The organism is Actinomadura parmotrematis (assembly GCF_019458805.1).
Classification (GTDB): Bacteria; Actinomycetota; Actinomycetes; order Streptosporangiales; family Streptosporangiaceae; genus Spirillospora; species Spirillospora parmotrematis.
Genome location: NZ_JAIBOA010000001.1, coordinates 204,882 through 229,253 on the forward strand (window position 1 = coordinate 204,882; position 24,372 = coordinate 229,253).

Annotated in this window: 23 protein-coding genes and 1 riboswitch; of the genes, 22 read left to right on the forward strand and 1 reads right to left on the reverse strand. The window is 75.2% G+C overall.

Annotation, left to right across the window (positions count from 1 at the left end; genetic code table 11):
- Positions 1-7 precede the first annotated feature (7 nt).
- The 8 genes from K1Y72_RS00960 (at position 8) to metK (ending at position 7,071) form a co-directional block, all read left to right on the forward strand.
- Positions 8-898 (forward strand): iron-sulfur cluster-binding protein, encoded by an 891-nt coding sequence (locus tag K1Y72_RS00960; RefSeq protein ID WP_220162268.1) that lies wholly within the window; start codon positions 8-10, stop codon positions 896-898.
- Positions 895-2,007, forward strand: a complete 1,113-nt coding sequence (locus K1Y72_RS00965) for a dihydroorotate dehydrogenase (RefSeq protein WP_220162270.1) — start codon at positions 895-897, stop codon at positions 2,005-2,007. Before K1Y72_RS00960 ends, K1Y72_RS00965 begins: the two co-directional genes overlap by 4 nt.
- Positions 2,004-2,783, forward strand: coding sequence for an orotidine-5'-phosphate decarboxylase (pyrF, locus tag K1Y72_RS00970; RefSeq protein ID WP_220162272.1), 780 nt, complete (start codon positions 2,004-2,006; stop codon positions 2,781-2,783). The genes K1Y72_RS00965 and pyrF overlap by 4 nt, the downstream gene beginning before the upstream one ends.
- A 244-nt stretch (positions 2,784-3,027) precedes the next feature.
- Positions 3,028-3,354 (forward strand): integration host factor, actinobacterial type, encoded by a 327-nt coding sequence (mihF, locus tag K1Y72_RS00975; protein ID WP_220162274.1) that lies wholly within the window; start codon positions 3,028-3,030, stop codon positions 3,352-3,354.
- Between the two features lie 94 nt (positions 3,355-3,448).
- Positions 3,449-4,048 carry a guanylate kinase gene (gmk, locus tag K1Y72_RS00980; protein ID WP_220162275.1) on the forward strand — a complete coding sequence of 200 codons (600 nt, stop codon included), beginning with the start codon at positions 3,449-3,451 and terminating at the stop codon, positions 4,046-4,048.
- A gap of 21 nt (positions 4,049-4,069) precedes the next feature.
- Complete coding sequence (gene rpoZ / locus K1Y72_RS00985) at positions 4,070-4,327, forward strand: DNA-directed RNA polymerase subunit omega (RefSeq protein ID WP_220162277.1); 258 nt, start codon at positions 4,070-4,072, stop codon at positions 4,325-4,327.
- Positions 4,328-4,392: 65 nt separating this feature from the next.
- The gene (gene coaBC, locus K1Y72_RS00990) at positions 4,393-5,673 is read left to right on the forward strand and encodes a bifunctional phosphopantothenoylcysteine decarboxylase/phosphopantothenate--cysteine ligase CoaBC (RefSeq protein ID WP_220162279.1); all 1,281 of its coding nucleotides are present in this window, start codon (positions 4,393-4,395) and stop codon (positions 5,671-5,673) included.
- A 192-nt stretch (positions 5,674-5,865) separates the two neighbouring features.
- Positions 5,866-7,071: a methionine adenosyltransferase gene (gene metK / locus K1Y72_RS00995; protein ID WP_220162281.1), complete on the forward strand. Its 1,206-nt coding sequence runs from the start codon at positions 5,866-5,868 to the stop codon at positions 7,069-7,071.
- A gap of 72 nt (positions 7,072-7,143) precedes the next feature.
- On the opposite strand, the gene K1Y72_RS01000 is transcribed toward metK, so the two are convergent.
- Entirely contained in the window at positions 7,144-8,850 is a 1,707-nt protein-coding gene (locus K1Y72_RS01000; protein ID WP_308286829.1) for a DUF8823 domain-containing protein, read from the reverse strand.
- A 135-nt stretch (positions 8,851-8,985) separates the two neighbouring features.
- Here K1Y72_RS01000 and K1Y72_RS01005 point away from each other — a divergent pair, with 135 nt between their 5' ends.
- The 14 genes from K1Y72_RS01005 to K1Y72_RS01070 all read left to right on the forward strand — a co-directional run bounded on the left by K1Y72_RS01005 (position 8,986) and on the right by K1Y72_RS01070 (position 24,105).
- A complete protein-coding gene (locus K1Y72_RS01005; protein WP_220162283.1) occupies positions 8,986-11,070 on the forward strand; it encodes a primosomal protein N' in 2,085 nt (694 codons plus the stop codon).
- A 17-nt stretch (positions 11,071-11,087) separates the two neighbouring features.
- Positions 11,088-12,896 carry a hypothetical protein gene (locus tag K1Y72_RS01010; RefSeq protein ID WP_220162285.1) on the forward strand — a complete coding sequence of 603 codons (1,809 nt, stop codon included), beginning with the start codon at positions 11,088-11,090 and terminating at the stop codon, positions 12,894-12,896.
- Between the two features lie 42 nt (positions 12,897-12,938).
- Positions 12,939-13,484: a peptide deformylase gene (gene def / locus K1Y72_RS01015; RefSeq protein WP_220162287.1), complete on the forward strand. Its 546-nt coding sequence runs from the start codon at positions 12,939-12,941 to the stop codon at positions 13,482-13,484.
- Positions 13,485-14,411, forward strand: coding sequence for a methionyl-tRNA formyltransferase (gene fmt, locus K1Y72_RS01020; RefSeq protein WP_220162289.1), 927 nt, complete (start codon positions 13,485-13,487; stop codon positions 14,409-14,411).
- Positions 14,411-15,826: an RsmB/NOP family class I SAM-dependent RNA methyltransferase gene (locus K1Y72_RS01025; RefSeq protein WP_220162291.1), complete on the forward strand. Its 1,416-nt coding sequence runs from the start codon at positions 14,411-14,413 to the stop codon at positions 15,824-15,826. Before fmt ends, K1Y72_RS01025 begins: the two co-directional genes overlap by 1 nt.
- Positions 15,827-15,942: 116 nt before the next feature.
- Complete coding sequence (locus tag K1Y72_RS01030) at positions 15,943-16,890, forward strand: phosphatase PAP2 family protein (protein WP_220162293.1); 948 nt, start codon at positions 15,943-15,945, stop codon at positions 16,888-16,890.
- 11 nt (positions 16,891-16,901) lie between these two features.
- Positions 16,902-17,585: a ribulose-phosphate 3-epimerase gene (gene rpe, locus K1Y72_RS01035; protein WP_220162295.1), complete on the forward strand. Its 684-nt coding sequence runs from the start codon at positions 16,902-16,904 to the stop codon at positions 17,583-17,585.
- Between the two features lie 139 nt (positions 17,586-17,724).
- Positions 17,725-17,855, forward strand: a riboswitch (FMN riboswitch).
- A gap of 99 nt (positions 17,856-17,954) precedes the next feature.
- The gene (locus K1Y72_RS01040) at positions 17,955-18,563 is read left to right on the forward strand and encodes a riboflavin synthase (RefSeq protein ID WP_220162297.1); all 609 of its coding nucleotides are present in this window, start codon (positions 17,955-17,957) and stop codon (positions 18,561-18,563) included.
- Positions 18,560-19,207 carry a nicotinamide mononucleotide transporter family protein gene (locus K1Y72_RS01045; protein ID WP_220162299.1) on the forward strand — a complete coding sequence of 216 codons (648 nt, stop codon included), beginning with the start codon at positions 18,560-18,562 and terminating at the stop codon, positions 19,205-19,207. The genes K1Y72_RS01040 and K1Y72_RS01045 overlap by 4 nt, the downstream gene beginning before the upstream one ends.
- Positions 19,208-19,239: 32 nt before the next feature.
- A complete protein-coding gene (locus K1Y72_RS01050; RefSeq protein ID WP_258571793.1) occupies positions 19,240-20,475 on the forward strand; it encodes a bifunctional 3,4-dihydroxy-2-butanone-4-phosphate synthase/GTP cyclohydrolase II in 1,236 nt (411 codons plus the stop codon).
- On the forward strand, positions 20,476-20,988 hold the full coding sequence (gene ribH / locus K1Y72_RS01055; protein WP_220162301.1) for a 6,7-dimethyl-8-ribityllumazine synthase: 513 nt from the start codon (positions 20,476-20,478) through the stop codon (positions 20,986-20,988).
- 50 nt (positions 20,989-21,038) lie between these two features.
- Positions 21,039-21,914 (forward strand): ATP phosphoribosyltransferase, encoded by an 876-nt coding sequence (hisG, locus tag K1Y72_RS01060; RefSeq protein WP_220162302.1) that lies wholly within the window; start codon positions 21,039-21,041, stop codon positions 21,912-21,914.
- Entirely contained in the window at positions 21,907-22,353 is a 447-nt protein-coding gene (locus K1Y72_RS01065; RefSeq protein ID WP_258571734.1) for a PH domain-containing protein, read from the forward strand. The genes hisG and K1Y72_RS01065 overlap by 8 nt, the downstream gene beginning before the upstream one ends.
- A 174-nt stretch (positions 22,354-22,527) precedes the next feature.
- A complete protein-coding gene (locus K1Y72_RS01070) occupies positions 22,528-24,105 on the forward strand; it encodes an MDR family MFS transporter (RefSeq protein ID WP_308286830.1) in 1,578 nt (525 codons plus the stop codon).
- Positions 24,106-24,372: the final 267 nt, after the last annotated feature.

Consider the following 24,372-nt stretch of genomic DNA (forward strand, 5'->3'; position numbering starts at 1 on the left):
GAGACGGGTGTCCGACACACCGGTGCAGACGTCGGCGACGGTCCTGACGGTCCGCCAGGTGCAGGACTACCACGCGATGACGCTGGTGGCGCCGGCGATCGCCGAGCGGTTCCGGCCCGGGCAGTTCGTGGCGCTCGCCGTCGGCGGCGAGCACACGGGCCGGCTGGTCCGCCGCTGCTTCGGGGTGTACGAGGTCAAGTCGGACTACGGGGGGACCGTCGAGGTCGTCTTCGCCGACACCGAGCCCGGCACCGCCTGGCTCGCGGGCCTGCGGTCCCGCGACAAGGTGGACGTGATCGGGCCGCTCGGCCGCCCGTTCCGGCTGCCCCGCGACCCCGTCACCTGCCTGCTGGTCGGCGGCGGCCCCGGCGGCGCGGCGCTGTTCGCGCTCGCCGACACCCTGCACCGGCGCGGCTGCCAGGTGCACTTCCTGCTCGGCGGCCGCACCGGCAAGCAGGTGTTCGGCTCCCGGATGGCGCACCGCATCGGCGACAGCGCCGCCGTCACCACCGAGGACGGCTCGATGGGGGAGCGGGGCACCGTCGGCGCGGCGATGCCGCGCGTCATCGCCGACACCGGCGCCGAGGTCGTCTACGGCTGCGGTCCGACCGACCTGCTGCGCTCCATCACCCGCGTCGCCGGCGAGTTCGGGCTGCCGTCCCAGGTCTGCCTGGAGGAGTTCCTGCAGCGGACCGGCGCCTGCGGTATCGGTGTGTGCATGACCTGTGTGCTGCCGCTGCACGGCGAGGACGGCGTCACCCGCATGGTGCGCGCCTGCGCCGACGGCCCGGTGCTGCGCGGCGACCGCGTCCGCTGGGGCGACCTCGGCACCATCCCGTTCGACGCCCTCGGCGCCCCGCGCGTCCTCGGCGTCCCCGAAGGGGGAAGGGCCCGATGAACTCCCAACGGCTCAAGACGAAGATCGCCGGGCTGGAGCTGGCGAGCCCGGTGCTGACGGCCTCGGGCTGCGGCGGCACCGGCCGCGAGCTGGCCCAGTTCTGCGAGCTGACGCGGCTCGGCGCGTTCGTCACCACCTCGGTGATGGCGCGGCCGCGCGCGGGCCGCCCGACGCCGCGCGTCGCCGAGACGCCCTCGGGGATCCTCACCGCGATGGGGCTGCCGGGGCCGGGCGTCGAGGGCTTCCTGGAGCACGAGCTGCCCTGGCTCGCCGAGCAGGGCGTGCCCGTCGTGGTGTCGGTCGCCGGCAACAGCGCCGAGGAGTTCGCCGAGCTCGCCGCGCGGCTGAGCGGCGAGCCGGGCGTCGCCGCGATCGAGGTCAACGTGGCCTGCCCGAACGTCGCCGACCGCGGCCGCATGTTCGCCTGGCACCCGGGCGCCGCCGCGGCCGTGGTGCGCGCCGTGCGCGGCGCCGCGCCGGCCGGCGTCCCGGTGATCGCCAAGCTGACGCCGGACGTCACCGACATCGTCACCATCGCGCTGGCCTGCGTGGACGCGGGCGCCGACGCCCTCACGCTGATCAACACGGTGGAGGGGATGGCGATCGACCACCGCACCCTGCGGCCCGCCGTCACCGGCGTGTCCGGCGGGCTGTCGGGGCCGGCGATCCGCCCGATCGCGCTGCGCTGCGTCTACCAGGTGCACGCCGCGCTGCCGCGCACCCCGATCATCGGCTGCGGCGGCGTCGCGACCGGGCTGGACGCGCTGGAGTACGTCCTGGCGGGCGCGAGCGCGGTCGCCGTCGGCACCACGCTGTTCCACGACCCGGGCGCGGTGCCGCGCATCGCCCGCGAGCTCGACGAGGCGCTCGCCGCCCGCAGGATCGAGCGGCTCGCCGACGCCGTCGGCCTCGCGCACCGCCCGGCGGGCCACGCGCCGCCCCAGGTGCGCCCCGCGACGCCGCCCCCGCCCCACACAGCGCCCCAGACCGCGCCCGCGGCGGTGCCCCCCGCCCGGGAGGCCGCCGAGGCGCCCGCGGCGTCCGGGCGGCCCGCGGAGCCGGACCCCGCGCCCGCCCCGGCCGCGGAAGTGAAGGAGAGGACCCCGTGACCGCTGGACCCGCCCCCATCGCCGTCGCCCTGGACGCGCCCGACCTGGAGACGGCGGCCCGCTGGGCGTCCCTGGTCACCCCGCACGTGTCGACCGTCAAGGTCGGCCTGGAGCTGTACCTGCGCTACGGCCCCGACGTCGTCGCGAGCGTCCGCGGCGCCAGCCGGGTGCAGGTGTTCCTCGACCTGAAGCTGCACGACATCCCGGCGACCGTGGCGGGCGCCGCGCGCGCCGTGGCGCGGCTGAAGCCCGCCTACCTGACCGTGCACGCCGCCGGCGGCCCCGCGATGATCGAGGCGGCGGTGCGGGCCGCCCCCGGCACCAGGATCGCCGCGGTGACGGTGCTCACCTCGCTCGGCGACGCCGACCTCGCCGGCATCGGGCTCGCCGGGCCGGCCTCGGACGCGGTGCGGCGCCTCGCCGCCCTCGCCGTCGGCGCGGGCGCGCAGGCGCTCGTCTGCTCGCCGCAGGAGGCCGCGCTGGTGCGCGCCGAGGTCGGCCCGGACGTCACGCTCATCACCCCCGGCGTCCGCCCCGCGGGCGCCGACCTCCAGGACCAGGCGCGGGTGGCGACGCCCGAGCAGGCGCTCGCGGCGGGTGCGGACCTGCTCGTGATCGGCCGCCCGATCACCGGTGCCGCCGACCCCGGCGCGGCCGCCGCCGGCATCGCCTCCGCGCTCCGCCGCACGGCCGGCGGGGCGCCCGCCGAGGAGGCCGCCGGGAGGTCCCCCGAGGCGTCCCGGAGCGCCCCCGCGGGCGCCCCCGCCGAAGGGTGATCGATCACACGTTCGGGGGGCGCGGAGACGCTTTTCCGCCGCCGTGCGAAAGTCCCAGCAAGGACGCGGTGCGCCCGCCGGAAGGCGCCGAGTTGGGTACACTCTGTATTCAGGACACCGCAAGGAGTGATTTTCGTGATTTTGTGGCGGGCTAAACGGCACTTCACGTTGCCTTATGGGGCGTGAACTCGCTAGTTTCCCGTCCCGTCCGACTCCGTCGAGTGGAAACCTGAGGTGACCCGGCGTGGCTCTTCCGCCCCTAACCCCCGAACAGCGCGCCGCAGCCCTGGAGAAGGCTGCCAAGGCCCGCAAGGAGCGTGCCGAGGTTAAGAACCGGCTCAAGCACGGGGGGACCTCGCTCGCCGAGGTCCTCAAGGAGGGTCAGGCCGACGACGTCATCGGCAAGATGAAGGTGTCGGCCCTCCTCGAGTCCCTGCCCGGTGTGGGCAAGGTCCGTGCGAAGCAGATCATGGAGCGCCTCGGCATCGCCGAGTCCCGCCGCGTGCGGGGCCTCGGCGCTAACCAGCGCGCCTCCCTGGAGCGCGAGTTCGGCGGCGGTGCAAATCGCTAGCCCCCGACCCGCGAACGGGCGCCACGGTGAGACCGTCGCGGCCGGCCCGGCGCTGCCCGGCCCCGGCTCCATCCCGTTCAGTTCCGGCGCACCCATGACTGCACCGGGCGGCTCCACCGAGCTCCACCAGCACCATCCCCTTGCCCGGCGGCTGACGGTTCTCTCCGGCCCGTCAGGCGTCGGCAAGAGCACGGTCGTCGCCGAGATCCGGCTCGCCCACCCCGAGGTGTGGCTGTCGGTCTCGGTGACCACCCGGTCCCCCCGGCCGGGAGAGAAAGACGGTGTGCAGTACTTCTTCGTCGACGACGCCGGTTTCGACCGGCTCGTCGATGAGGGCCAGCTCCTGGAATGGGCCGAGTTCGCGGGGAACCGCTACGGGACCCCGCGACGGCCCGTCCAAGAGAGGCTCGACCGCGGCGAGCCGGTCCTGCTGGAGATCGACCTGCAGGGCGCCCGCCAGATCCGCGACACCATGCCCGAGGCGCGGCTGGTGTTCCTCGCGCCGCCGTCCTGGGACGAGCTGGTCCGCCGGCTCACCGGGCGCGGTACCGAGCCGCCCGAGGTGATCGAGCGGCGCCTCGCCGCCGCCCGCGTCGAGCTCGCGGCCGAGAAGGAGTTCGACGTCACCCTCGTCAACACGTCCGTCCAGGACGTGTGCGGCGAGCTGGTAGCCTTGATGGCTGTTCGCCAGTAACGCCTAGGGGAAGGCCACCGCGTGGCAGCCACCAGCAATGAGGGCATCACCAACCCGTCGATCGACGAGCTGCTGGAGGTCGTCGACACCAAGTACGGCCTCGTGAGCATCGCCGCCAAGCGCGCCCGGCAGATCAACGCCTACTACGCGCAGCTCGGCGAGGGCCTGCTGGAGTACGTCGGCCCGCTGGTCGAGACCCAGGTCCAGGAGAAGCCGCTGTCCATCGCGCTCCGCGAGACGCGCGAGGGCCTCCTGCACGCCGAGCCCGTCGAGGGCTGACCCGCCGGTCGCCCGGGGGCCGCGCCTCCGGGCAGCCCCGGGAAGGCGATCCTCGTCAGCACCCCATGAGCACCAGCACCGGCACCACCGGGCCCCGCGTCGTCCTCGGCGTCAGCGGGGGCATCGCCGCCTACAAGGCGTGCGAGCTGCTGCGGCGCCTCACCGAGTCCGGCCACGACGTGCGCGTCGTGCCGACGGCCGAGGCCCTGCGCTTCGTCGGCGAGCCCACCTGGGCCGCCCTGTCCGGCCACCCCGTGCGCACCGCGGTGTTCGAGGACGTCGCCGAGGTCCCGCACGTCCGGCTCGGCCAGGACGCCGACCTGGTGCTCGTGGCGCCCGCGACCGCCAACACCCTCGCGAAGGCCGCCGCCGGCCTCGCCGACGACCTGCTCACCAACACCCTGCTCACCGCGCGCTGCCCCGTGGTGTTCGCACCGGCGATGCACACCGAGATGTGGGAGCACCCGGCGACGCGGGCCAACGTCGCGACGCTGCGGGCGCGCGGCGCGCTCGTCGTCGAGCCCGCGTCCGGCCGCCTCACCGGCGCCGACACCGGCAAGGGCCGGCTGCCCGACCCGGCCGAGCTGTTCGAGGTCGCCCGCCGCGTCCTCGCCCGCGGCGACCTGCCGCGCGACCTCGCCGGCCGCCGCGTCGTCGTGTCGGCGGGCGGCACCCGCGAGGCGCTCGACCCCGTCCGCTTCCTCGGCAACCGCTCGTCGGGGCTGCAGGGCTACGCCCTCGCCCGCACCGCCGCCGCCCGCGGCGCCCGCGTCACCCTCGTCGCCGCCAACGTCGCCCTGCCCGACCCGGCCGGGATCGGCGTCGTCGCGGTCGAGTCCGCCGAGGACATGCGCAAGGCCGTCCTGGAGGCGGCCCAAGGCCCCGGCGGCGCCGCCGACGCGGTGGTCATGGCCGCCGCCGTCGCCGACTTCCGGCCGGCCGGCTACCGGAACTCCAAGATCAAGAAGGAGCCGGGGGCCGGGCCCGCGCCGATCGCGCTGGTGCAGAACCCCGACATCCTGGCCGAGCTCGCCGCCCGCCCGCGCGGCGGGCAGGTCGTCGTCGGCTTCGCCGCCGAGACCGACGACGTGCTCGCCAACGGGCGCGCCAAGCTCGCCCGCAAGGGCTGCGACCTGCTGGTCGTGAACCGGGTCGGGGCCGACCTCACCTTCGGCCGCCCCGACAACGAGGCCGTGATCCTCGCCGCCGACGGCGCGGCGCCGACCGAGGTGCCGCGCGGCGCCAAGGAGGCGCTCGCCGACGTCGTCTGGGACCTGGTCGCCGCCCGCCTCGCCCCGCCCGGCGGGTCCTGTCCCGAGGGCGCCCGCGGCCCCGCCGCCCCCTGATCCGGGCGGCCGTGCCCCGGGCGCCCGACCGGAGTACCGTGACCTGCGCGTCTGGCGATCGGCGCGGGCTATCCCGATAGACTCCGCCGGAAACCCGGCGCGGGCCCGGCGGGAGCCGGCGGTTCCCGCCACGCCGAATAACCCATCCGCTCTGCGACGTCAGTCAGCAGCCGCTGCAAGGAGTTCACGCACGTGTCTCGCCGCCTGTTCACCTCGGAATCGGTCACCGAGGGACACCCGGACAAGATCGCTGACCAGATCAGCGACGCCATCCTCGACGCGATGCTCAAGGACGACCCGCGCAGCCGGGTCGCCGTCGAAACCATGATCACCACCGGTCAGGTGCACGTGGCCGGCGAGGTCACCACCGAGACCTACGTGGACATCCCCGGCGTCATCCGGGAGAAGATCCTGGAGATCGGCTACGACTCGTCGAAGAAGGGCTTCGACGGCAACTCCTGCGGCGTGTCGGTGTCGATCGGCGCGCAGTCGCCCGACATCGCGCAGGGCGTCGACGACGCCTACGAGACCCGCGACGGCGACGACCGCGACAAGCAGGGCGACGACCTGGACCGCCAGGGCGCCGGCGACCAGGGCCTGATGTTCGGGTACGCCACCAACGAGACGCCCGAGCTCATGCCGCTGCCGATCCTGCTCGCGCACAAGCTGTCGCACCGGCTGTCGGCGGTCCGCAAGAGCGGCACCGTGCCCTACCTGCGGCCCGACGGCAAGACCCAGGTCACCATCGAGTACGACGGCGCGAAGGCGGTCCGGCTGGACACCGTCGTGGTGTCGTCGCAGCACGCGCCCGACATCGACCTGCTGGAGCTGCTCGCCCCCGACGTCAAGGAGCACGTCGTCGACCCGGTGCTCGCCGAGTTCGACCTCGACACCGACGGCTACCGGCTGCTGGTGAACCCGACGGGCCGCTTCGAGATCGGCGGCCCGATGGGCGACGCCGGCCTCACCGGCCGCAAGATCATCGTGGACACCTACGGCGGCATGGCCCGCCACGGCGGCGGCGCCTTCTCCGGCAAGGACCCGTCCAAGGTGGACCGCTCGGCCGCCTACGCGATGCGCTGGGTCGCCAAGAACATCGTCGCGGCCGGCCTCGCCGACCGCGCCGAGGTGCAGGTCGCCTACGCGATCGGCAAGGCGCACCCGGTGGGCGTGTTCGTGGAGACCTTCGGCACCGAGAAGCTGCCCGTCGACAAGATCCAGGCCGCCGTGCTCCAGGTGTTCGACCTGCGCCCGGCCGCGATCGTCCGGGACCTGGACCTGCTCCGCCCGATCTACTCCCAGACCGCCGCCTACGGCCACTTCGGCCGCCCGGAGCCGGACTTCTCCTGGGAGTCCACCGACCGCGCGACCACCCTCGCGCAGGCCGCCGGCCTGTAGGCGCCGCCCGCAAGAGCCGCACGTGCGAGAGGCCCCGGGGACGGCGTCCCCGGGGCCTCTCGCGTCCCGGCGTCAGCGGGCGGGCGGGCAGGGCGTGCCGCGGGGCGCGCCGTAGCGGGCGCTGACGGTGTAGCGGCCGGGGCCGGGGGCGTGCAGCCGGACGAAGTCGCCGTCGCGCTCCAGGCAGCCGTGGCCGGCGGTCCCGCCGCCGCGCACGTTCAGCCACGGCGACCAGGCGATCCGCAGCGTCGTCACGCCGGCGGCGGGGACGTCCACGGCGAGCTCGGCGGCGTCCACGCGCGCGACGGTGGACGGCAGGGCGACCAGCGGCACCGGGTCGGCGACGCGGTAGAGGCGCCAGTAGTCGTCGGACCAGACCGGCCGCAGGTAGGGCTGGCCCCGCTCGATGAGCGCGGCCTCGTCCTTGCCGGCCTTCTCGACCTCCTGCTCGGGCAGCACCACGAACCCGACGGACCACTTGCGCAGCCAGGCGTGGTAGGAGGCGGGCGTGAGGGCGCCGTCCTCGTAGAACAGGGCGTGCCGCTCGGCGTCCACCTGCCGGTTCCAGCCGCGGGCCAGGATGTAGTGGCGGGTGAGGCCGGCGGACTCCCAGTGCGAGCGCAGGGGGACGACCTCGATGCGGGTGCGGCGCGCGCCGAGCCGGTCCAGCTCGGCCTTCAGGCCGCCGGAGTTGGCGGCGGTGACGTTCGCGGGCCGGGTGTGGATCACGTCGTCGACGGGCTTCACGACCATCCACGCGCCGGTGACGATGAACGCGGCGCAGAGCACGCCGAGCTTGGCGAGGTGGTGGGTGCGGGCGACGGCGGTGAGCAGCACCACGCCGCCGAACAGCAGCGACAGCCGCTCGACGTTGCTGCCGATCGGGCTCGGGACCAGCCAGGTCAGCGCGATGCCGAGCAGGTAGACGCCGGCGCCGACGCGCACCACCGTCCACTCGCGGGGCGCGCAGAGCAGCACCGCGACCACGCTGGTGATCGCGGGCAGGACGACGGTGGCGAACCCGATCGGCTGCACGCCGGTGAAGGGGAACAGCACCGTGGTGACGCCGACGACGAGCGGCGGCGCGAGCGCCAGCATCAGGCCGGCGCGGCGCCGCCCGGTGAGGAACAGCGCGGCCGCGACGACCATGATGAACAGGCCCGCGACGGGGCTGGCGAGCGTCGCGAGGAGGCTGAGGCCGAACATGCCGGCCGCGCGGAGCGGCGGGGTGCCCCGGACGGTGAACGCCATCTGCACGGCCGCGAGCGCGAACACCAGGCCGAGCCCGAAGGTGACGCGGCCGGACGCGGCGTTGCACCAGGTCGCGAGCGCGCCCCACAGGGCGGCGGGCATCAGCGCCGGCACCCGCAGGTGGACGAGCAGCCGCGCCAGCATCGTCGCCGACAGCGTGCCCGCGATCACCGCGACGGTACGGATGCCGAACCACGACATCACGTAGGGCGACAGGACGCTGTAGGACGCCGGGTGCACGCCGCCGTACCAGGACAGGTTGTAGGCGGCGCCGGGGTGCCGCCCGACGAAGTAGGTCCAGGCCGACTGGGCGGCGAGGTCGCCGCCGTCGCGGGCCAGGAACAGCGCCCAGACGGCGTGCAGCGCCGCCGACAGCAGCGTGGCGGCGAGGATGGGGGGCCGCGTCAGCGGCCGCAGCAGCGGCGACCGGCGGGCGAACCGCGCGGCGGCGGCGAGCGGGCCGGGCCGCGCGGGCGGTGGCGTATCGATCGTGTCGCCTTCGGAGGGCGGGGTCTGCGCGGTCGTCACGGTGCCTGCATGCGCTCGGGGGACGGAACGGACGCGGAGGACATCGGGAAATGATCCACTGAACCTCCGCGGGAAGCAATTTCGCGCACCGCCCGCGCGGGCGCCGGCCCGTCCCTGATCTGGTAGGACGGGGACGTGACGAACGACGGCGGGGGAGCGGAGCTGATCCCGGGCCTGGGCGAGATCCCGCGGGTGCCCGCGGGGAGGGGGGCCCGGACCGGGCGAAGCCTACCGCCCGGCGGGAGCGCGGCGGGCGCGAAGAAGAAGGGGGCCAAGCGGCCGGCGGGCGAACTCCCGGTGGCGCGGGTCGCCGTCGACATCCCGCTGCCGCACCTGGACCGGCCCTTCGACTACCTCGTCCCCGACACGCTGGACGCCTCCGCCGTGCCGGGCTGCCGCGTCCGGGTCCGCTTCGCCGGGCAGCTCGTCGACGGGTTCCTGCTGGAGCGCGCCGCCGAGAGCGCGCACACCGGCCGCCTGGCCTACCTGGAGCGCGTCACCTCGCCCGAGCCCGTCCTCGCGCCGGAGATCGCCGCGCTGGTGCGGGAGGTCGCCGACCGGTACGCCGGGACGTTCGCCGACGTCGTCCGGCTCGCCGTGCCGCCCCGGCACGCCCGGGTCGAGGCCGAGGAGCCGCCCGCGCCGCCGCAGGGTCCGCTCGCGCCCGGCGGCCCCGGCCCCTGGGCGGACTACCCGGCCGGGCCGTCGTTCCTCGCCGCGCTCGGCGCGGGCCGCGCGCCGCGGGCGGTGTGGACGGCGCTGCCCGGCATGGAGGACCGCACGGCCGCGGTCGCGCGGGCCGTCGCGGTCGCCCTCGCCGCCGGGCGCGGCGCGCTCGTCGTGGTCGCCGACGGCCGCGACGTCGCCCGCCTGGACGCCGCCCTCGCCGCCGAGCTCGGCCCGGGGCGCCACGTCGCGCTGACCGCCGAGGCCGGGCCGTCCGAGCGGTACCGGAGCTGGCTCGCGGTGCGGCGCGGCACCGTGCGCGCCGCCGTCGGCACCCGCGCCGCGATGTTCGCGCCGGTGGCGGGCCTCGGGCTGGTGGTGCTGTGGGACGACGGCGACGACGTCCACGCCGAGCCGCACGCCCCCTACCCGCACCCGCGCGAGGTGCTGGCGCTCCGCGCGCACCGCACGGGCGCCGCCGCGCTGTTCGGCGGGTTCACCCGCACCACCGACGCCACCCAGCTCGTCGAGACCGGCTGGGCGCACGCGCTGGCCGCGGGCCGGCTCACCGTCCGCGACCGCATGCCGCGCGTCCGGCCGACCGGCGACGACGCCCAGCTCGCCCGGGACGCCGCCGCGCAGGCCGCCCGGCTGCCCGGCCTGGCGTTCGAGACGGCGCGCCGGGCGCTCGCCGAAGGGCCCGTCCTCGTGCAGGTGCCGCGCCGCGGCTACCTGCCGGGCCTGGCCTGCGGGCGCTGCCGCACCCCGGCGCGCTGCGGCGCCTGCCAGGGGCCGCTCGCGCTGCGATCGGCGCACGCGGCGCCCTACTGCCGCTGGTGCGGGCGGATCGCCGGCGACTGGCACTGCCCCGAGTGCGGCCACTTCCACCTCCGGGCCGTCGTCGTGGGCGCGCGCCGCACCGCCGAGGAGCTCGGCCGGGCGTTCCCCGGCGTCGCGGTCCGCACGTCCGGCCGCGACGGCGTCCTGGACCGGATCGCCGCCGGGCGGGCCCTGGTGGTGTCCACGCCGGGCGCCGAGCCGGTCGCCGACGGCGGCTACACCGCCGCGCTGCTGCTCGACGGCTGGGTGCTGCTCGGCCGCGCCGACCTGCGGGCGGGCGAGGAGACGCTGCGCCGCTGGATGAACGCCGCCGCGCTGGTGCGGCCCGGCGGGGCCGTCGTCGTCGGCGCCGACGCCGCGCTGCCCGCCGTGCAGGCCCTCGTCCGCTGGGATCCCGTCACCTACGCCGAGCGCGAGCTCGCCGAGCGGCGCGAGGTCGGGTTCCCGCCCGCCGCGCGGATGGCGTCGCTGACGGCGTCGCCGGCGGCGATCCGCGAGCTGCTGGAGGACGCCCGGCTGCCCGCGGGCGCCGAGGTGCTCGGCCCGGTCCCGGTCGGCGCGCCCGAGGAGGCGCGCGAGCGGGCCCTCGTCCGGGTGCCGCGCCCGGCCGCCGGGGACCTCGCGCAGGCCCTGCGGGCGGCGCAGGGCGTGCGCAGCGCCCGCAAGGCCGCCGAGGCCGTCCGGGTGCAGATCGATCCCCTGGAACTGATCTGACGGCTAGGCTCTGCCCAGTGGCCAACACTTGGGTAGACAGCACCGCCGCCGGCTTCGGGCAGTGGGCGGACGGACGCGACGACGACACCGCCGACGCGCAGGGCGTGCGCCTCCTGCTGGAGCTCGCCGACGAGGAGCTCGGCCTGCGCGGCCCCGAGGACCTGGACGCGGGCGCGCTGCGCGGGCTGCTGCTGGAGGTCTTCCCCGCCGCCGTCGTCGCCGACGCCGACGAGGTCCCCGCGATCGTGGCCACCGTGCGGCACCTCATCGCCTTCCTCGCCGAGCGCGGCGTCGCCGACGGCGCCGCCCTCACCGCCGAGCTCGGCCGGCTGGAGCCGGAGTTCGCCGCCGCCGTCGAGGCCGCCGACAGCACCGAGCGGCGCGCCGCCGCCGAGGTGCTGACCGGGCTGATGCGCGACGACGGCGTCGACCCCGCCGACCCGGCCGCCGCCGAGCGCTGGCTCGCCGCCTTCGACGCGCTGCCCGAGCAGGAGCGGTTCGAGCGCACCGACGCCTACCTGCGGCAGGTCGAGCAGCTCGCGGTGCCGCCCGTCCGGCTGGCGCCCGAGGCCGAGCTCGCCGCCGCCGCCCGCGCGTCCGGCCTGACCGCGCAGGCCCGCGCGCTCGCCGCCTGGACGGGGGAGCGGGCGGTCACCGAGTACGACGAGCTGACCGGCGCGGACGCCGCCGCGGCCGCCGCCGACCTCGGCATCGCCACGCCCCGCGCCGAGGGGGACCCGGCCGAGCAGGCCGACCTGCCGGAGATCGACCGGCTCTGGTGGGCGGCGGTGGAGGCCGACGTGATCGCCGTCACCGGCCGGCGGGCCCGCCCCGGCGGCGCCCTCGCCGACCTGGACGGCGGCGCGGACGCCGACGTGCTGCACGTCTGGCTGCGGCTGTTCGACGCCGCCGCCGTCCCCGAGCACGCCGCCGACGACGGCCTGGACGCCGTGGAGCTGGTGCAGAACGAGCTGACCGGCGTCCTCATCCACCTGTACGAGCAGGACGCGCCGGCGCCCGCCGCCGAGCTCGGCGACGCGCTGCTGGAGCACATCGGCGACGGCTACGAGGTGTCCGACGCCCGCGCGCTGGAGGGCGCCGTCCGGGACGCGCTGCGGCTGGAGATCGCCGACCTGCTCGCCTGGGGCGTCGTGCGGGAGGGCGCCGGGGACGGCCTGGAGCTCACCCCGCTCGGGGTGTGGGGCGTCCGCGAGCTGCTGCGCGCCGACGGGTTCGCCGCGCCGCTCGTCGGGGAGCTGGCGGGCGCCTCGGCCGCCGACCTGGTCGCGGGCCTGGCCTGGCACCGCGCGGACACCGCCGGCGAGGAGATCGACGGCTGGCTGGCCCGGCACGCCGCCAAGGACGCCGCCGCCGACCTGCTGGAGGTCATGCGGAGCGGCGGGCCCGGCGCCCGCAACCTGGCCGCCGGGGTCCTCGGCCGCATCGGCGACGAGGCCGCGCCGGTGGTGCGGGCCGCCGCGGGCGAGCCGCTCTGCCGCCCCTACGCGGCGCTCTGGCTCACCGCGCACGGCCACGACGGCTTCGCGCTGTCGCGCGACGAGTACCTGTGGGTGTTCGTCGACACCCTGGCCGGGATGCTGGAGACCGCCGAGCCGGACGCGGCGGTCCGCGCGGCGCTCGCCGGCGTCCCCGCGGACGCCGACCCGGCCGCGATGGTGAGCGACATCTGGCGGGCCGACCACCCGGGCACCACGGAGGTGCTGGACGCGCTCGGCGCCCACCACCCCGACCGCGAGATCGCCAAGGCCGCCCGCACCGCCGCCTACAAGGCCCGTTCGGCCCAGGGGCCCGCCGGCGGTTCGTAGACTGGTACACCCGCGCCCGCCGCACCCCGATCGGAGCCCCTGTTGGCCGTCAAGCCCATCCGCCTGTTCGGCGACCCCGTCCTCCGCACGCCCGCCGAGCCGGTGACGGACTTCGACAAGGAGCTGCGGAACCTGGTCAAGGACCTCACCGACACGATGGTGGACGCCCCGGGCGCCGGCCTCGCCGCGCCGCAGCTCGGCGTCGGCCTGCGGGTGTTCACCTACTACGTCGACGACGTCCTCGGGCACGTGGTGAACCCGACCCTGGACCTCACCGAGGAGCAGGAGACCGGCGACGAGGGGTGCCTGTCGCTGCCGGGCCTGGCGTTCCCGACGCCGCGGTCGGTCGGCGTCGTCGCCAAGGGCTTCAACATGCACGGCGAGCCGATCACGCTGGAGGGCACGCACCTGCTGGCCCGCTGCGTGCAGCACGAGACCGACCACCTGGACGGGATCCTCTTCATCGACCGGATGGACCCCGAGCAGCGCAAGGCCGCGATGAAGGCCGTCCGCGAGGCCGAGTGGTTCGGCGACCCGGCGCCCCAGGTGAAGGCGTCGCCGCACCGCACCTTCGGGAAGGCGATCTGAGTGAGGCTCGTCTTTGCAGGTACTCCCGAAGCCGCAGTGCCGCCGCTGCGGGCGCTGCTGGCGTCGTCGCACGAGGTGGTGGCGGTCGTCACCCGGCCCGACGCGCCCGCCGGGCGCGGGCGGCGGCTCGTCGCGAGCCCCGTCGCCGAGATCGCGGCCGAGGCGGGCATCGAGGTGCTGAAGCCCGCCAAGGCCCGCGACCCCGAGTTCCTGGAGCGGCTCGCCGAGATCGCGCCGGACTGCTGCCCCGTCGTCGCCTACGGGGCGCTGCTGCCGCGCGCCGCGCTCGACGTCCCCGCGCACGGCTGGGTGAACCTGCACTTCTCGCTGCTGCCCGCCTGGCGGGGCGCGGCGCCCGTCCAGCACGCCGTCCTGCACGGCGACGACATGACCGGCGCCGCCACGTTCCAGATCGAGGAGGGTCTCGACACCGGGCCGGTGTACGGGGTGCTGACCGAGCCGATCCTGCCGTCCGACACCTCCGGCGACCTGCTGGAGCGCCTGTCGGTCGCGGGCGCCCGGCTGCTGGTGGACACCATGGACGGGATCGAGGCGGGCGTGCTGGAGGCCCGGCCGCAGCCCGCCGAGGGCGTCTCCCTCGCCCCCAAGATCAGCGTCGAGGACGCGCGGGTGGACTGGACGGCGCCCGCGCAGCGCGTCGACCGCCTGGTGCGGGCCTGCACGCCCGCGCCCGGCGCGTGGACGACGTTCCGCGACGCGCGGCTGAAGCTCGGCCCGGTCCGCCCGGCGCCCGAGGAGCCGCGGCTCGCGCCCGGCGAGCTGCGCCCCGAGCGGAGGCGGGTCCTCGTCGGCACCGCGTCCGCGCCGGTCGCGCTCGGCGACGTGCAGCCGCAGGGCAAGAAGCCGATGGCCGCCGCCGACTGGGCGCGCGGCCTGGACCTCGGCGCCGGGGAGGTGCTCGCCTGATGCCGCCCGCCCGCAACCGCCATCCCCGCCGCGACGACAACCGCCGCCCCGGCGGGCCGCGCAGCACCGGCCGCCCGCAGGACCTGGTCCGCCGCACCGCCTTCGACGTGATCCGCGCCGTGGAGACCCGCGACGCCTACGCCAACCTGCTGCTGCCCGCGCGGCTGCGCGACCGCGGCCTCACCGGCCGCGACGCCGCGCTCGCCACCGAGCTCACCTACGGCACGCTGCGCGGCCGCGGCACCTACGACGCGATCCTGGCGCTCTGCAGCGACCGCGAGCTGCGCCGCATCGACGGCCCGCTGCTGGACGTGCTGCGGCTCGGCGCGCACCAGGTGCTCGCCACCCGCATCCCGCCGCACGCCGCCGTCGGCACGGCCGTCGACCTCGCCCGCTCGGTCGCCGGGCCCGGCCAGTCCAAGTTCGCCAACGCGGTGCTCCGCAAGGTCACCACCCGCGACCTGGACGGCTGGCTGGCGATCGTCGCGCCCGAGGGCGCCGACGCCACGACCCGGCTGTCGGTGGCCTACAGCCACCCCAAGTGGATCGTGTCGGCGCTGCGCGACGCGCTCGGCCCCGACCGCGGCGAGATCGCCGACCTGCTCGCCGCCGACAACGCCCGGCCGCGCGTCACGCTCGTCGCCCGGCCGGGCCGCGCCACCGTCGCCGAGCTGCTGGAGGCGGGCGCCGAGCCCGCGCCCCTGTCGCCCTACGGCGCGCTGCTGGACGAGGGCGACCCGGGTGCGATCCCGGCCGTCCGCGACGGCCGCGCCGCCGTCCAGGACGAGGGCAGCCAGCTCGTCGCGGCGGCGCTCGCCGCCGCCCCGCTGGACGGCCGGGACGAGCGCTGGCTCGACGTGTGCGCCGGTCCCGGCGGCAAGGCAGGGCTGCTGTCGGCGCTCGCGGCCGGGCGCGGCGCCCGGCTGCTCGCCGCCGACGTGCAGCCGCACCGCGCGGGCCTCGTGCGGCGCGCGGTGGACGCCCGGACCGGCGTGGTCGCGGCCGACGGCACCGTCCCGCCGTGGCGGCCCGGCACCTTCGACCGCATCATGCTGGACGCGCCGTGCACCGGGCTGGGCGCGCTGCGGCGGCGGCCCGAGGCGCGCTGGCGGCGCGGCCCGGAGGCGGTCGCCGAGCTCGGCCCGCTGCAGCGGGCGCTGCTCGCCTCGGCGCTGGAGGCGCTGCGCCCCGGCGGGGTGCTCGCCTACGTCACCTGCTCGCCGCACCTGGCCGAGACGCGCGTCGTCGACGACGCGCTGCGGGGCCGCACGGACGTGGCGCGGCTGGACGCCCCGGCGGCGCTCCGCGCGGTCGCGCCCGGCCTCACCGGGGCCGGCGACGGCGAGTTCGCGCAGCTCTGGCCGCACCGGCACGGCACCGACGCGATGTTCCTGGCGCTGCTCCGCCGCGACTGAGGCGCGACCGAGGCGGGCGGGGCCGGGATACTTTACGTGTCACTCGGACGTTGGCCAGGCGTGGCCCCCTAGCGTCGGGGGTCACCCGGCCGCCCGAACGCATCCGAGGGAGACCCGTGCTCACCGGCTTCATGCACGCCATGTCGTTCATCGGCAGCGCGGCGTTCTACGTGCCCGTGCTGGTGGTCGTCTACTGGTGCCTGGACCCCCGGTCGGCGGCGCGCGCGGCGGTGCTGCTCGCCGCCAGCTCCGCCGTGAACGGCGTGCTGAAGCTGCTGTTCCACGCGCCGCGCCCGTTCTGGACCGATCCGTCGCTCGCGCCGGGCGCGGCCTACGACTCGTTCGGGATGCCGTCGGGGCACGCCCAGAACGCCGTGGTGGCCTGGGGGTTCGCGGCGAGCCGGACGCGCCGCCGGCTGCTCTGGGCGGCGGCCGCCGCGGTCGCGGTGCTGATCGGCCTGTCGCGGATCTACCTGCACGTGCACTCGGTGGGACAGGTGCTGGCGGGCTGGGCCGTCGGCGCGGTGCTGCTCACCGCCGCCCTCGGCCTGGAGCCGATGGCGGTGCCGTGGTGGCGGAGCCGCCCGCTGCCGGTGCAGCTCGCGCTGTCGGCGGCGGTGTCGCTGGCGGCGCTCGGCCTGGCCTGGGCGGCGTTCAGCGCCCTCGGCGGCTGGCGCTGGCCGGCGGCCTGGGTCCGGGCGATCACCGCGGCGGGCGGGAGCGCGCAGCCGGTGGACCTCGCCGCCGGGGCGGGCGCGGCGGGCCTGCTGCTCGGCGTGCTCGCGGGCCTGTCGCTCGTCGCGCACCGCGGCGGGGTGAGCGCGGCGGGGGAGCCGTGGCGGCGCGCGGCGCGCGTCCCCGCCGGCGCCGCCGGGCTGCTGGTGATCTACACCGTCGGGCTGTTCTTCGGGTCGCACGCGGTGGCCGCGTACGTCGTGCAGGCGCTGCTCGGCCTCTGGGCGGTGGCCGGAGCGCCCGAGGCGTTCGTCGCGCTGCGCCTCGCCGGCCGCCCCACCCCCGCGATCACCCGGCCGGGTGAGGTCCGGGCCGGGGCCCGCCCGTAGGATCGGACCTCATGGCTCCGCAGATCTCACCCAGCATCCTGTCCGCCGACTTCGCCGACCTGGGCGCCGACGTCGCACGCATCGCGAGCGACGCCGACTGGGTGCACGTCGACGTGATGGACAACCACTTCGTGCCCAACCTCACCCTCGGCCTGCCGGTCGTCCAGGCGCTGCTGAAGACCAGCGCGATCCCGCTGGACTGCCACCTGATGATCGAGGACCCGGACCGGTGGGCGCCGCAGTACGCCGAGGCCGGCGCGGGCAGCGTCACCATCCACGCCGAGGCCGCCGGGGCGCCGATCCGGACGCTGCGCGCGATCCGGTCCGCCGGTGCGCGCGCCGGGCTCGGCGTCAACCCGGCGACGCCGGTCGAGGGCTTCGCCGACCTGCTCGGCGAGATCGACATGCTGCTGCTCATGACGGTCGAGCCGGGGTTCGGCGGGCAGAAGTTCCTCGACGTCGTGCTGCCGAAGGTGCGGCGCGCCCGCGAGCTGATCCGGGGCCGCGACCTGCCGGTCTGGCTCCAGGTCGACGGCGGCGTCAGCGCCGAGACGATCGAGCGCTGCGCCGAGGCCGGCGCCGACGTGTTCGTGGCGGGCAGCGCCGTCTACAACGCCGACGACCCGGCCGAGGCCGTCCGCCGCCTCCGCGCCCAGGCCCAGCGGGCCACCGACGCCGCCGGCTGGGCCGAGTAGGCGGCCGCACCGCGACGGCCGCCGGACGTTCGCACTCCGCGGTAACCGAGCGAGCGCTTGGTTGGCCGACTGTGGCCGTGGCGATTCTCACACGGCCCCGGGAATGCCGGACGTGGCACACTGGTTGCCAAGTAGTGCAACGCGTGCTCCGGGGTCGGTGCAATTCCGAACCGGCGGTGACAGTCCGCGACCCGGCCGGATCCATCGGCCGGTTGATCCGGTGGAATTCCGGGACCGACGGTGAAAGTCCGGATGGGAGGCAGCGCGCGGGACGCCCATGCCCTGGCATGGCGTCCGCCTGCGGCGTCCGTCCGCACCCGTGAACACACCCCCGGAGCCTCGCCCTTAGATGCAGGAGGCCCGGGAGAGATGTTCACCGGCATCGTCGAGGAGCTCGGCGAGATCGAGGCCGTCGAGTCGCTGGCCGACTCGGCCCGCCTGACCGTCCGCGGTCCGCTGGTCACCGAGGACGCCGTGCACGGCGCGTCCATCGCGGTCAACGGCGTCTGCCTCACCGTGGTGGAGCACAAGGACGGCGCCTTCACCGCCGACGTGATGCGCGAGACCCTCGACCGGTCCAGCCTCGGCGCCCTCGTCCCCGGCTCCCGGGTCAACCTGGAGCGCCCCGTCCGGCTCGCGGACCGCCTCGGCGGGCACCTCGTGCAGGGCCACGTCGACGGCGTCGGCGCGATCGTCTCCCGCGAGCCCGGCGAGAAGTGGGACGTGGTCACCATCGGCCTCCCCCCGCACCTCGCCCGCTACGTGGTCGACAAGGGCTCGATCACCGTCGACGGCATCAGCCTCACCGTGGTCCGCGCGGACGCCGACCGGTTCAGCGTCTCGCTCATCCCGACCACGCTGGAGCTCACCACGCTCGGCCGCAAGCAGCCGGGCGACCCGGTGAACCTGGAGGTCGACGTCGTCGCCAAGTACGTCGAGCGGATGCTCGGCGACCGGATCCGGGAGGAGCGGGCATGAGCTGGCTGAACGCGAGCTTCACGCTCTTCGGCGAGCACATCCTGTGGACCGACCTCGTCGGCAACGTCCTGTCGCTGGCCGTCGTCGTGCTCGCCATGTACAAGACGCTGTGGACGTGGCCGGTGCAGCTCGCCGGCGCGGCGCTGCTGTTCGCCGCCTCGCTGCACGCCCACGCCCCCGGCAACGGCCTGAAGCAGGTGCTGTTCTGCGTCCTCGCCGTCTACGGCTGGATCGCCTGGACGCGCGGGCGGCGCGAGGAGAGCGGCATCGCGGTCCGGCAGGCCACCGCCCGCGAGCGGATCGTGCTGCTCGTGGCGCTCGCCGCCGGCACCGTCCTCGTCGCCCAGCTCTTCCTGCACCTGGACTGGCTGAAGATCGCCTGGTCGCCGTGGGCGAACGCCTACATCTTCGTCGGCAGCGCGGCCGCGACGTTCGCGCAGAGCCGCGCCCTGGTCGACTTCTGGATCATCTGGGTGCTGGTGGACCTGGTCGGCGTCCCGCTCGCGCTGAAGTCGGGGCTGTACGTCTCGGCGGCGGTCTACGGGATCTTCTTCGTCATGGTCATGGTGGGCTTCCGCAACTGGCTGCGCGAGTCCCGCGACCGCAACACCCACGACACTCCGAGTAGGGCGGTGACCGCATGAGCGGCGGCGACGACACGGTGAACGGAGCGACCATGGACGGCACGGCGGACGGCGGAACGGCCGGCGGCATCTTCGACCCGGTGGAGGACGCGCTCGCCGACATCGCGGCGGGCCGGCCCGTCGTGGTCGTCGACGACGAGGACCGCGAGAACGAGGGCGACATCATCTTCGCCGCCTCGGCCGCGACCCCCGAGCTGCTGGCCTTCACGGTCCGCCACACGAGCGGCGTCATCTGCGTCCCGATGGAGGGCGCCGACCTCGACCGCCTGCAGATCCCGCTGATGACCGCGCAGAACGGCGAGCGGCTGCGCACCGCCTACACCGTCAGCGTGGACGCGGCGCAGGGCGTGTCCACCGGCATCTCCGCGGCCGACCGCGCCGCCACGATCCTGACCCTCGCCGACCCGGCGTCGCTGCCCGCCGAGCTGGTGCGGCCCGGCCACATCTTCCCGCTGCGCTACCGCGAGGGCGGCGTCCTCGTCCGCCGCGGCCACACCGAGGCCGCGGTGGACCTCGCCCGCCTCGCCGGGCTCGCGCCCGCCGGCGTCCTCGCCGAGGTCGTCAACGACGACGGCACCATGGCCCGGCTGCCCGAGCTGCAGGTGTTCGCCAAGGAGCACGGCCTCAAGCTGATCTCCATCGAGCAGCTGGTGGAGTACCGCAAGCGCACCGAGCGCCTCGTCACCCGCGAGGTGGAGACCCGCATCCCCAACCGGTTCGGGACGTGGCGCGCCGTCGGGTTCGCGAGCATGGACGGCGGCGAGCACGTCGCGCTCGTCTACGGCGACCTCGGCGACGGCGAGGACGTCCCGGTGCGGGTGCACTCCGAGTGCCTCACCGGCGACGTGCTGCACTCCGAGCGCTGCGACTGCGGCACCCAGCTCGACGCCGCCATGGAGCGGATCGCGGCGGGCGGCCGCGGCGTCATCGTCTACCTGCGCGGCCACGAGGGCCGCGGCATCGGGCTGGTCGGCAAGCTGCGCGCCTACGCGCTCCAGGACCGGGGCGCCGATACGGTGGACGCGAACCTGGAGCAGGGCCTGCCGGTCGACGCGCGCGAGTACTCGCTCGCCGCGCACATGCTGCTCGACCTCGGCGTCCGCTCGATCCGGGTGCTCACCAACAACCCGGCCAAGCTCGCGGGCCTCGCCGGCTTCGGGCTCGCGGTCCTCGGCCGCGAGGCCGTGCCGACGCTGCTCACCGAGCACAACCGGCGCTACCTGACGGTCAAGCGGGACCGTCTCGGACACCTGATCGAGGGGCTGTAGATGAGCGGCGCGGGACGCCCGGAGGACACCGCCGTCGATGCCGCCGGCCTCGGCCTCGGCATCGTCTGCACCCGCTGGCACGACGGCATCACCGGCCCGCTGCTGGAGCGCGCGCTCGCCGCCGCCAAGGCGTGCGGCGTCGACGAGCCCGTCGTGGCGCGCGTCGCGGGCGCGCTGGAGCTGCCCGTCGTCGCGCAGCAGCTCGCCCGCGAGCTGGACGCCGTCGTCGTCCTCGGCGCGGTCATCCGGGGTGAGACCGCCCATTTCGACTACGTGTGCGACGCGGTGACCGCCGGCGTGACGCGCGTCGCCCTGGACGAATCGACTCCGGTGGGCAACGGGGTCCTCACATGTGACACCATTGAGCAGGCACTGGACCGCAGCGGGCTGCCCGGCAGCTCGGAGGACAAGGGGTGGGAGGCGACGGTGGCCGCACTCGACACGGCACTGACCCTGCGAGGGCTGCGGCATCACGGGCACGCCGGGCACGGCGCGGAGCATCTGGGCTCCTGACGCTCGTCCCGGACCGACCCGACAGTCTTCCCTTCCCGAAAGGTTCTTCCGTGCTCTCTCTCGTGCTGCCCAAGGGGTCCCTGGAGAAGGCGACGCTGGCGCTGTTCGACGCCGCCGACCTCACCGTCCGGCGCACCTCGGACCGCGACTACCGCGCCTCCATCGACGACCCGCGCATCGACCGCGTCCGCGTCCTGCGCCCCCAGGAGATCCCGACCTACCTGGAGCAGGGGCTGTTCGACCTCGGCATCACCGGCCGCGACTGGATCACCGAGACCGACGCCGACGTCGTCAGCCTCGGCGAGCTGCAGTACTCCAAGGCGACCTCCAACCCGGTCCGCGTCATCATGGCGGTGCCGCAGGACGCCCCCTGGCAGCAGGTGTCCGACCTGCCCGAGGGCGTGCGGATCTCCACCGAGTTCCCGGCGATGACCGAGCGGTTCCTGGAGCGGCACGGCGTGAAGGCGCGGGTCGTCCCGTCCTACGGCGCCACCGAGGCCAAGGTCCCCGACATCGTGGACGCGATCGTCGACCTCACCGAGACCGGCTCCTCGCTCCGCAAGAACGGCCTGCGCATCCTCGACACGCTGCTGACCAGCTACACCGAGCTCGTCGCCAACCGCGCGGCCTACGAGGACCCGGCGAAGCGGGCCGCGATGGAGGACGTCGCGCTGCTGCTGCAGGGCGCGATCCGCGCGCGCGGCAACGTCCTGCTGAAGCTGAACGTCGCGCAGGAGGACCTGCCGGCCGTCCTGGAGATCATGCCGGCGATGGCCTCGCCGACCGTGACCGCCCTCGCCGGCGGCGCGTCCAGCGCGGTGGAGAGCGTGGTCGCCAAGCGCGGCGTCAACACGCTCATCCCGGCGCTGAAGCAGGCCGGCGCGCACGACATCCTCGAGATCCCGATCGCCAAGATCGTTGACTGACGCACCCGCCCTGCCGGCCGTGTGGCGCCCGCGCGTCACCCGGCTCGTGGCCTACGCGACGGCGGGCGTGATCGTGCTCGGCATGATCGTGCTCGCCGTCGTGGTGGCGCCCCAGTTCCAGCTGTTCGACCGGGTGCTGATGGTGCTGTTCGGGCTGTTCGTCGCCTGGATCCTGCACATGCTGGCGCGCTGCCGCGTGGTCGCGGCGGAGACCGGCCTCACCGTCGTGAACGCCTTCCGCACCCGCCGGTTCGCCTGGGCCGAGGTGCTGGACGCGCAGATGAACGCCGGCGACCCGTGGCCGACGCTCGACCTCGCCGACGGCACGTCCGTCGGCGCGATGGGCATCCAGGGCTCCGAGCGGGAGCTGGCCGCCCGCCAGCTCGCCGAGCTCCGCGCCACGCTGCGCGAGCGCGGCGAGGCGCCCGAGCGCCACTAGCGGCGCGGGCAGGAAAGTCTCCCGTCGGCTTTAACGACAATTGTAGATATTTGCGCCGTTCGTCCCGGTTGCTGAATTCCGGTTGATAGCTGCACTCTGCAGATGTACGGTACGTCCGCCTCTTGTATGTGCCATACAGATTTCAGGGGTCTCGCACCAGCAGAATGGAGCTCCGTGAATCCCCCGGAAACGCCGCAGTTCGGCAAGCGCCAGACCAGGATCATCCTGGGCGGGCTCATGCTCGGCATGCTGCTCGCCGCGCTCGACCAGATGATCGTCTCGACGGCGCTGCCGACCATCGTCCGCGACCTGAACGGCCTGGAGCACATCTCCTGGGTGGTGACCGCCTACCTGCTGGCGTCCACCGTGGCGATGCCGCTCTACGGCAAGCTCGGCGACCAGTACGGGCGCAAGCCGGTGTTCGTGTTCGTGATCGTGGTGTTCATCATCGGGTCCGTGCTCTGCGGCATGGCCCAGTCGATGACGCAGCTCATCCTGTTCCGCGCGGTGCAGGGCCTCGGCGGCGGCGGGCTGATGCTGTCCGCCATGTCGATCATTGCCGACGTGGTGCCGCTCCGCGACCGGGGCCGCTACCAGGGCGTGTTCGGCGCGGTCTTCGCGCTCGCCTCCGTCGCCGGGCCGCTCGTCGGCGGCTTCTTCTCCGACCACCTCACCTGGCGCTGGATCTTCTACATCAACCTGCCGATCGGCCTCGCCGCGCTCGCCGTCGCGGTGTTCGGGCTGAAGCTGCACCGGCCCGGCGGGCACCCGCGGATCGACTACCTCGGCGCGGCGCTCATCGCCGCCGGCGTCGCCTGCGTCACCCTGTTCACGAGCTGGGGCGGCACCCAGTACGACTGGGACTCCCCGGTCATCATCGGCCTCGGCGCCGGCGGCGTCCTGCTGATCGCGCTGTTCGCGGTCGCCGAGACCCGCGCCGCCGAGCCGATCATCCCGCTGCGGCTGTTCCGCCGCCGCACCTTCGGCGTCGCGAGCGGCATCAGCTTCCTCGTCGGGTTCGGGATGTTCGGCTGCATGGCGTTCCTGCCGCTGTTCCTGCAGATCGTGTCGGGCGCGAGCGCCACCAACTCGGGCTTCCTCGTGCTGCCCCTGATGGTCGGGATGCTCGCCACCAGCATCACCGCGGGCCGCATCACCAGCGCCACCGGCCGCTACAAGCTGTTCCCGATCATCGGTACCGCGATCGCGACCGGCGGCATGGGCCTGCTCGCCTCGATGGACGTGCACACCTCGCGCCTCGCCTCCAGCGCCTACATGGTGGTGCTCGGCGCGGGCCTCGGCCTGGTCATGCAGACCGTCGTGCTCGCGGTGCAGAACACCGTCGACCGCAAGGACCTCGGCAGCGCGACCTCCACGGTGACGTTCTCCCGCCAGGTCGGCGCCTCGTTCGGCGTCGCGGTGTTCGGCGCCATCTTCAACAACCGCCTCGCCGCCGAGCTGCGCGACGTCGTCCCGGCGGGCGTCCGGATGCCGTCCACCTCCTCCATCTCCCGCGAGATCATCGACCGGCTCCCGGCGCAGATCCGCGACGGCGTCCTGTCGGCCTTCGCCGGCGCCCTCACCGACGTGTTCCTCTACGCCACCCCGTTCATGGTCCTGGCCTTCGTCGGCGCCTGGTTCCTCAAGGAGGAGCCCCTGCACGGCAGCCCCCAGGAGACGTCCCACACCCCGGCCGCCCCGGCCGCCGAACAACCCCTCGAAGCCGCCGTAGAAGCCAACGACCACTCCTGACGCCCCCGCCCGAGCGCCCCTCCGGCCCCGGAGGGGCGCTCGGGCCGTTCCCCAGGAAGAGCACCCGCCGCCGCAGCCCTCGTAACTACACTGCGAAAGATGCCACCAACAGAAAGCCACTGCGCATGGAACAACCCTCCGCCGGCCTCACCGCAGACCACTTCCTCGCCCTGCGCGGGCGGGTGATTTCAGGTTCCCGGCCTGATGTACTTGATGCACTGAGTGCATAGACCGAGCGCCCGTCGATTACACTCCGAAGGGTGCTCT

Excerpts from the sequence above, each read along its gene's own strand:
- K1Y72_RS01040 (WP_220162297.1), top strand. The coding sequence starts at position 17,955 with ATGTTCACCGGCATCGTCGAGGAGCTCGGCGAGATCGAGGCCGTCGAG.
- K1Y72_RS00965 (WP_220162270.1), top strand. The coding sequence starts at position 895 with ATGAACTCCCAACGGCTCAAGACGAAGATCGCCGGGCTGGAGCTGGCG.
- gmk (WP_220162275.1), top strand. The coding sequence starts at position 3,449 with ATGACTGCACCGGGCGGCTCCACCGAGCTCCACCAGCACCATCCCCTT.
- K1Y72_RS01045 (WP_220162299.1), top strand. The coding sequence starts at position 18,560 with ATGAGCTGGCTGAACGCGAGCTTCACGCTCTTCGGCGAGCACATCCTG.
- K1Y72_RS01025 (WP_220162291.1), top strand. The coding sequence starts at position 14,411 with ATGCCGCCCGCCCGCAACCGCCATCCCCGCCGCGACGACAACCGCCGC.
- K1Y72_RS01050 (WP_258571793.1), top strand. The coding sequence starts at position 19,240 with ATGGACGGCACGGCGGACGGCGGAACGGCCGGCGGCATCTTCGACCCG.
- coaBC (WP_220162279.1), top strand. The coding sequence starts at position 4,393 with ATGAGCACCAGCACCGGCACCACCGGGCCCCGCGTCGTCCTCGGCGTC.
- rpe (WP_220162295.1), top strand. The coding sequence starts at position 16,902 with ATGGCTCCGCAGATCTCACCCAGCATCCTGTCCGCCGACTTCGCCGAC.
- ribH (WP_220162301.1), top strand. The coding sequence starts at position 20,476 with ATGAGCGGCGCGGGACGCCCGGAGGACACCGCCGTCGATGCCGCCGGC.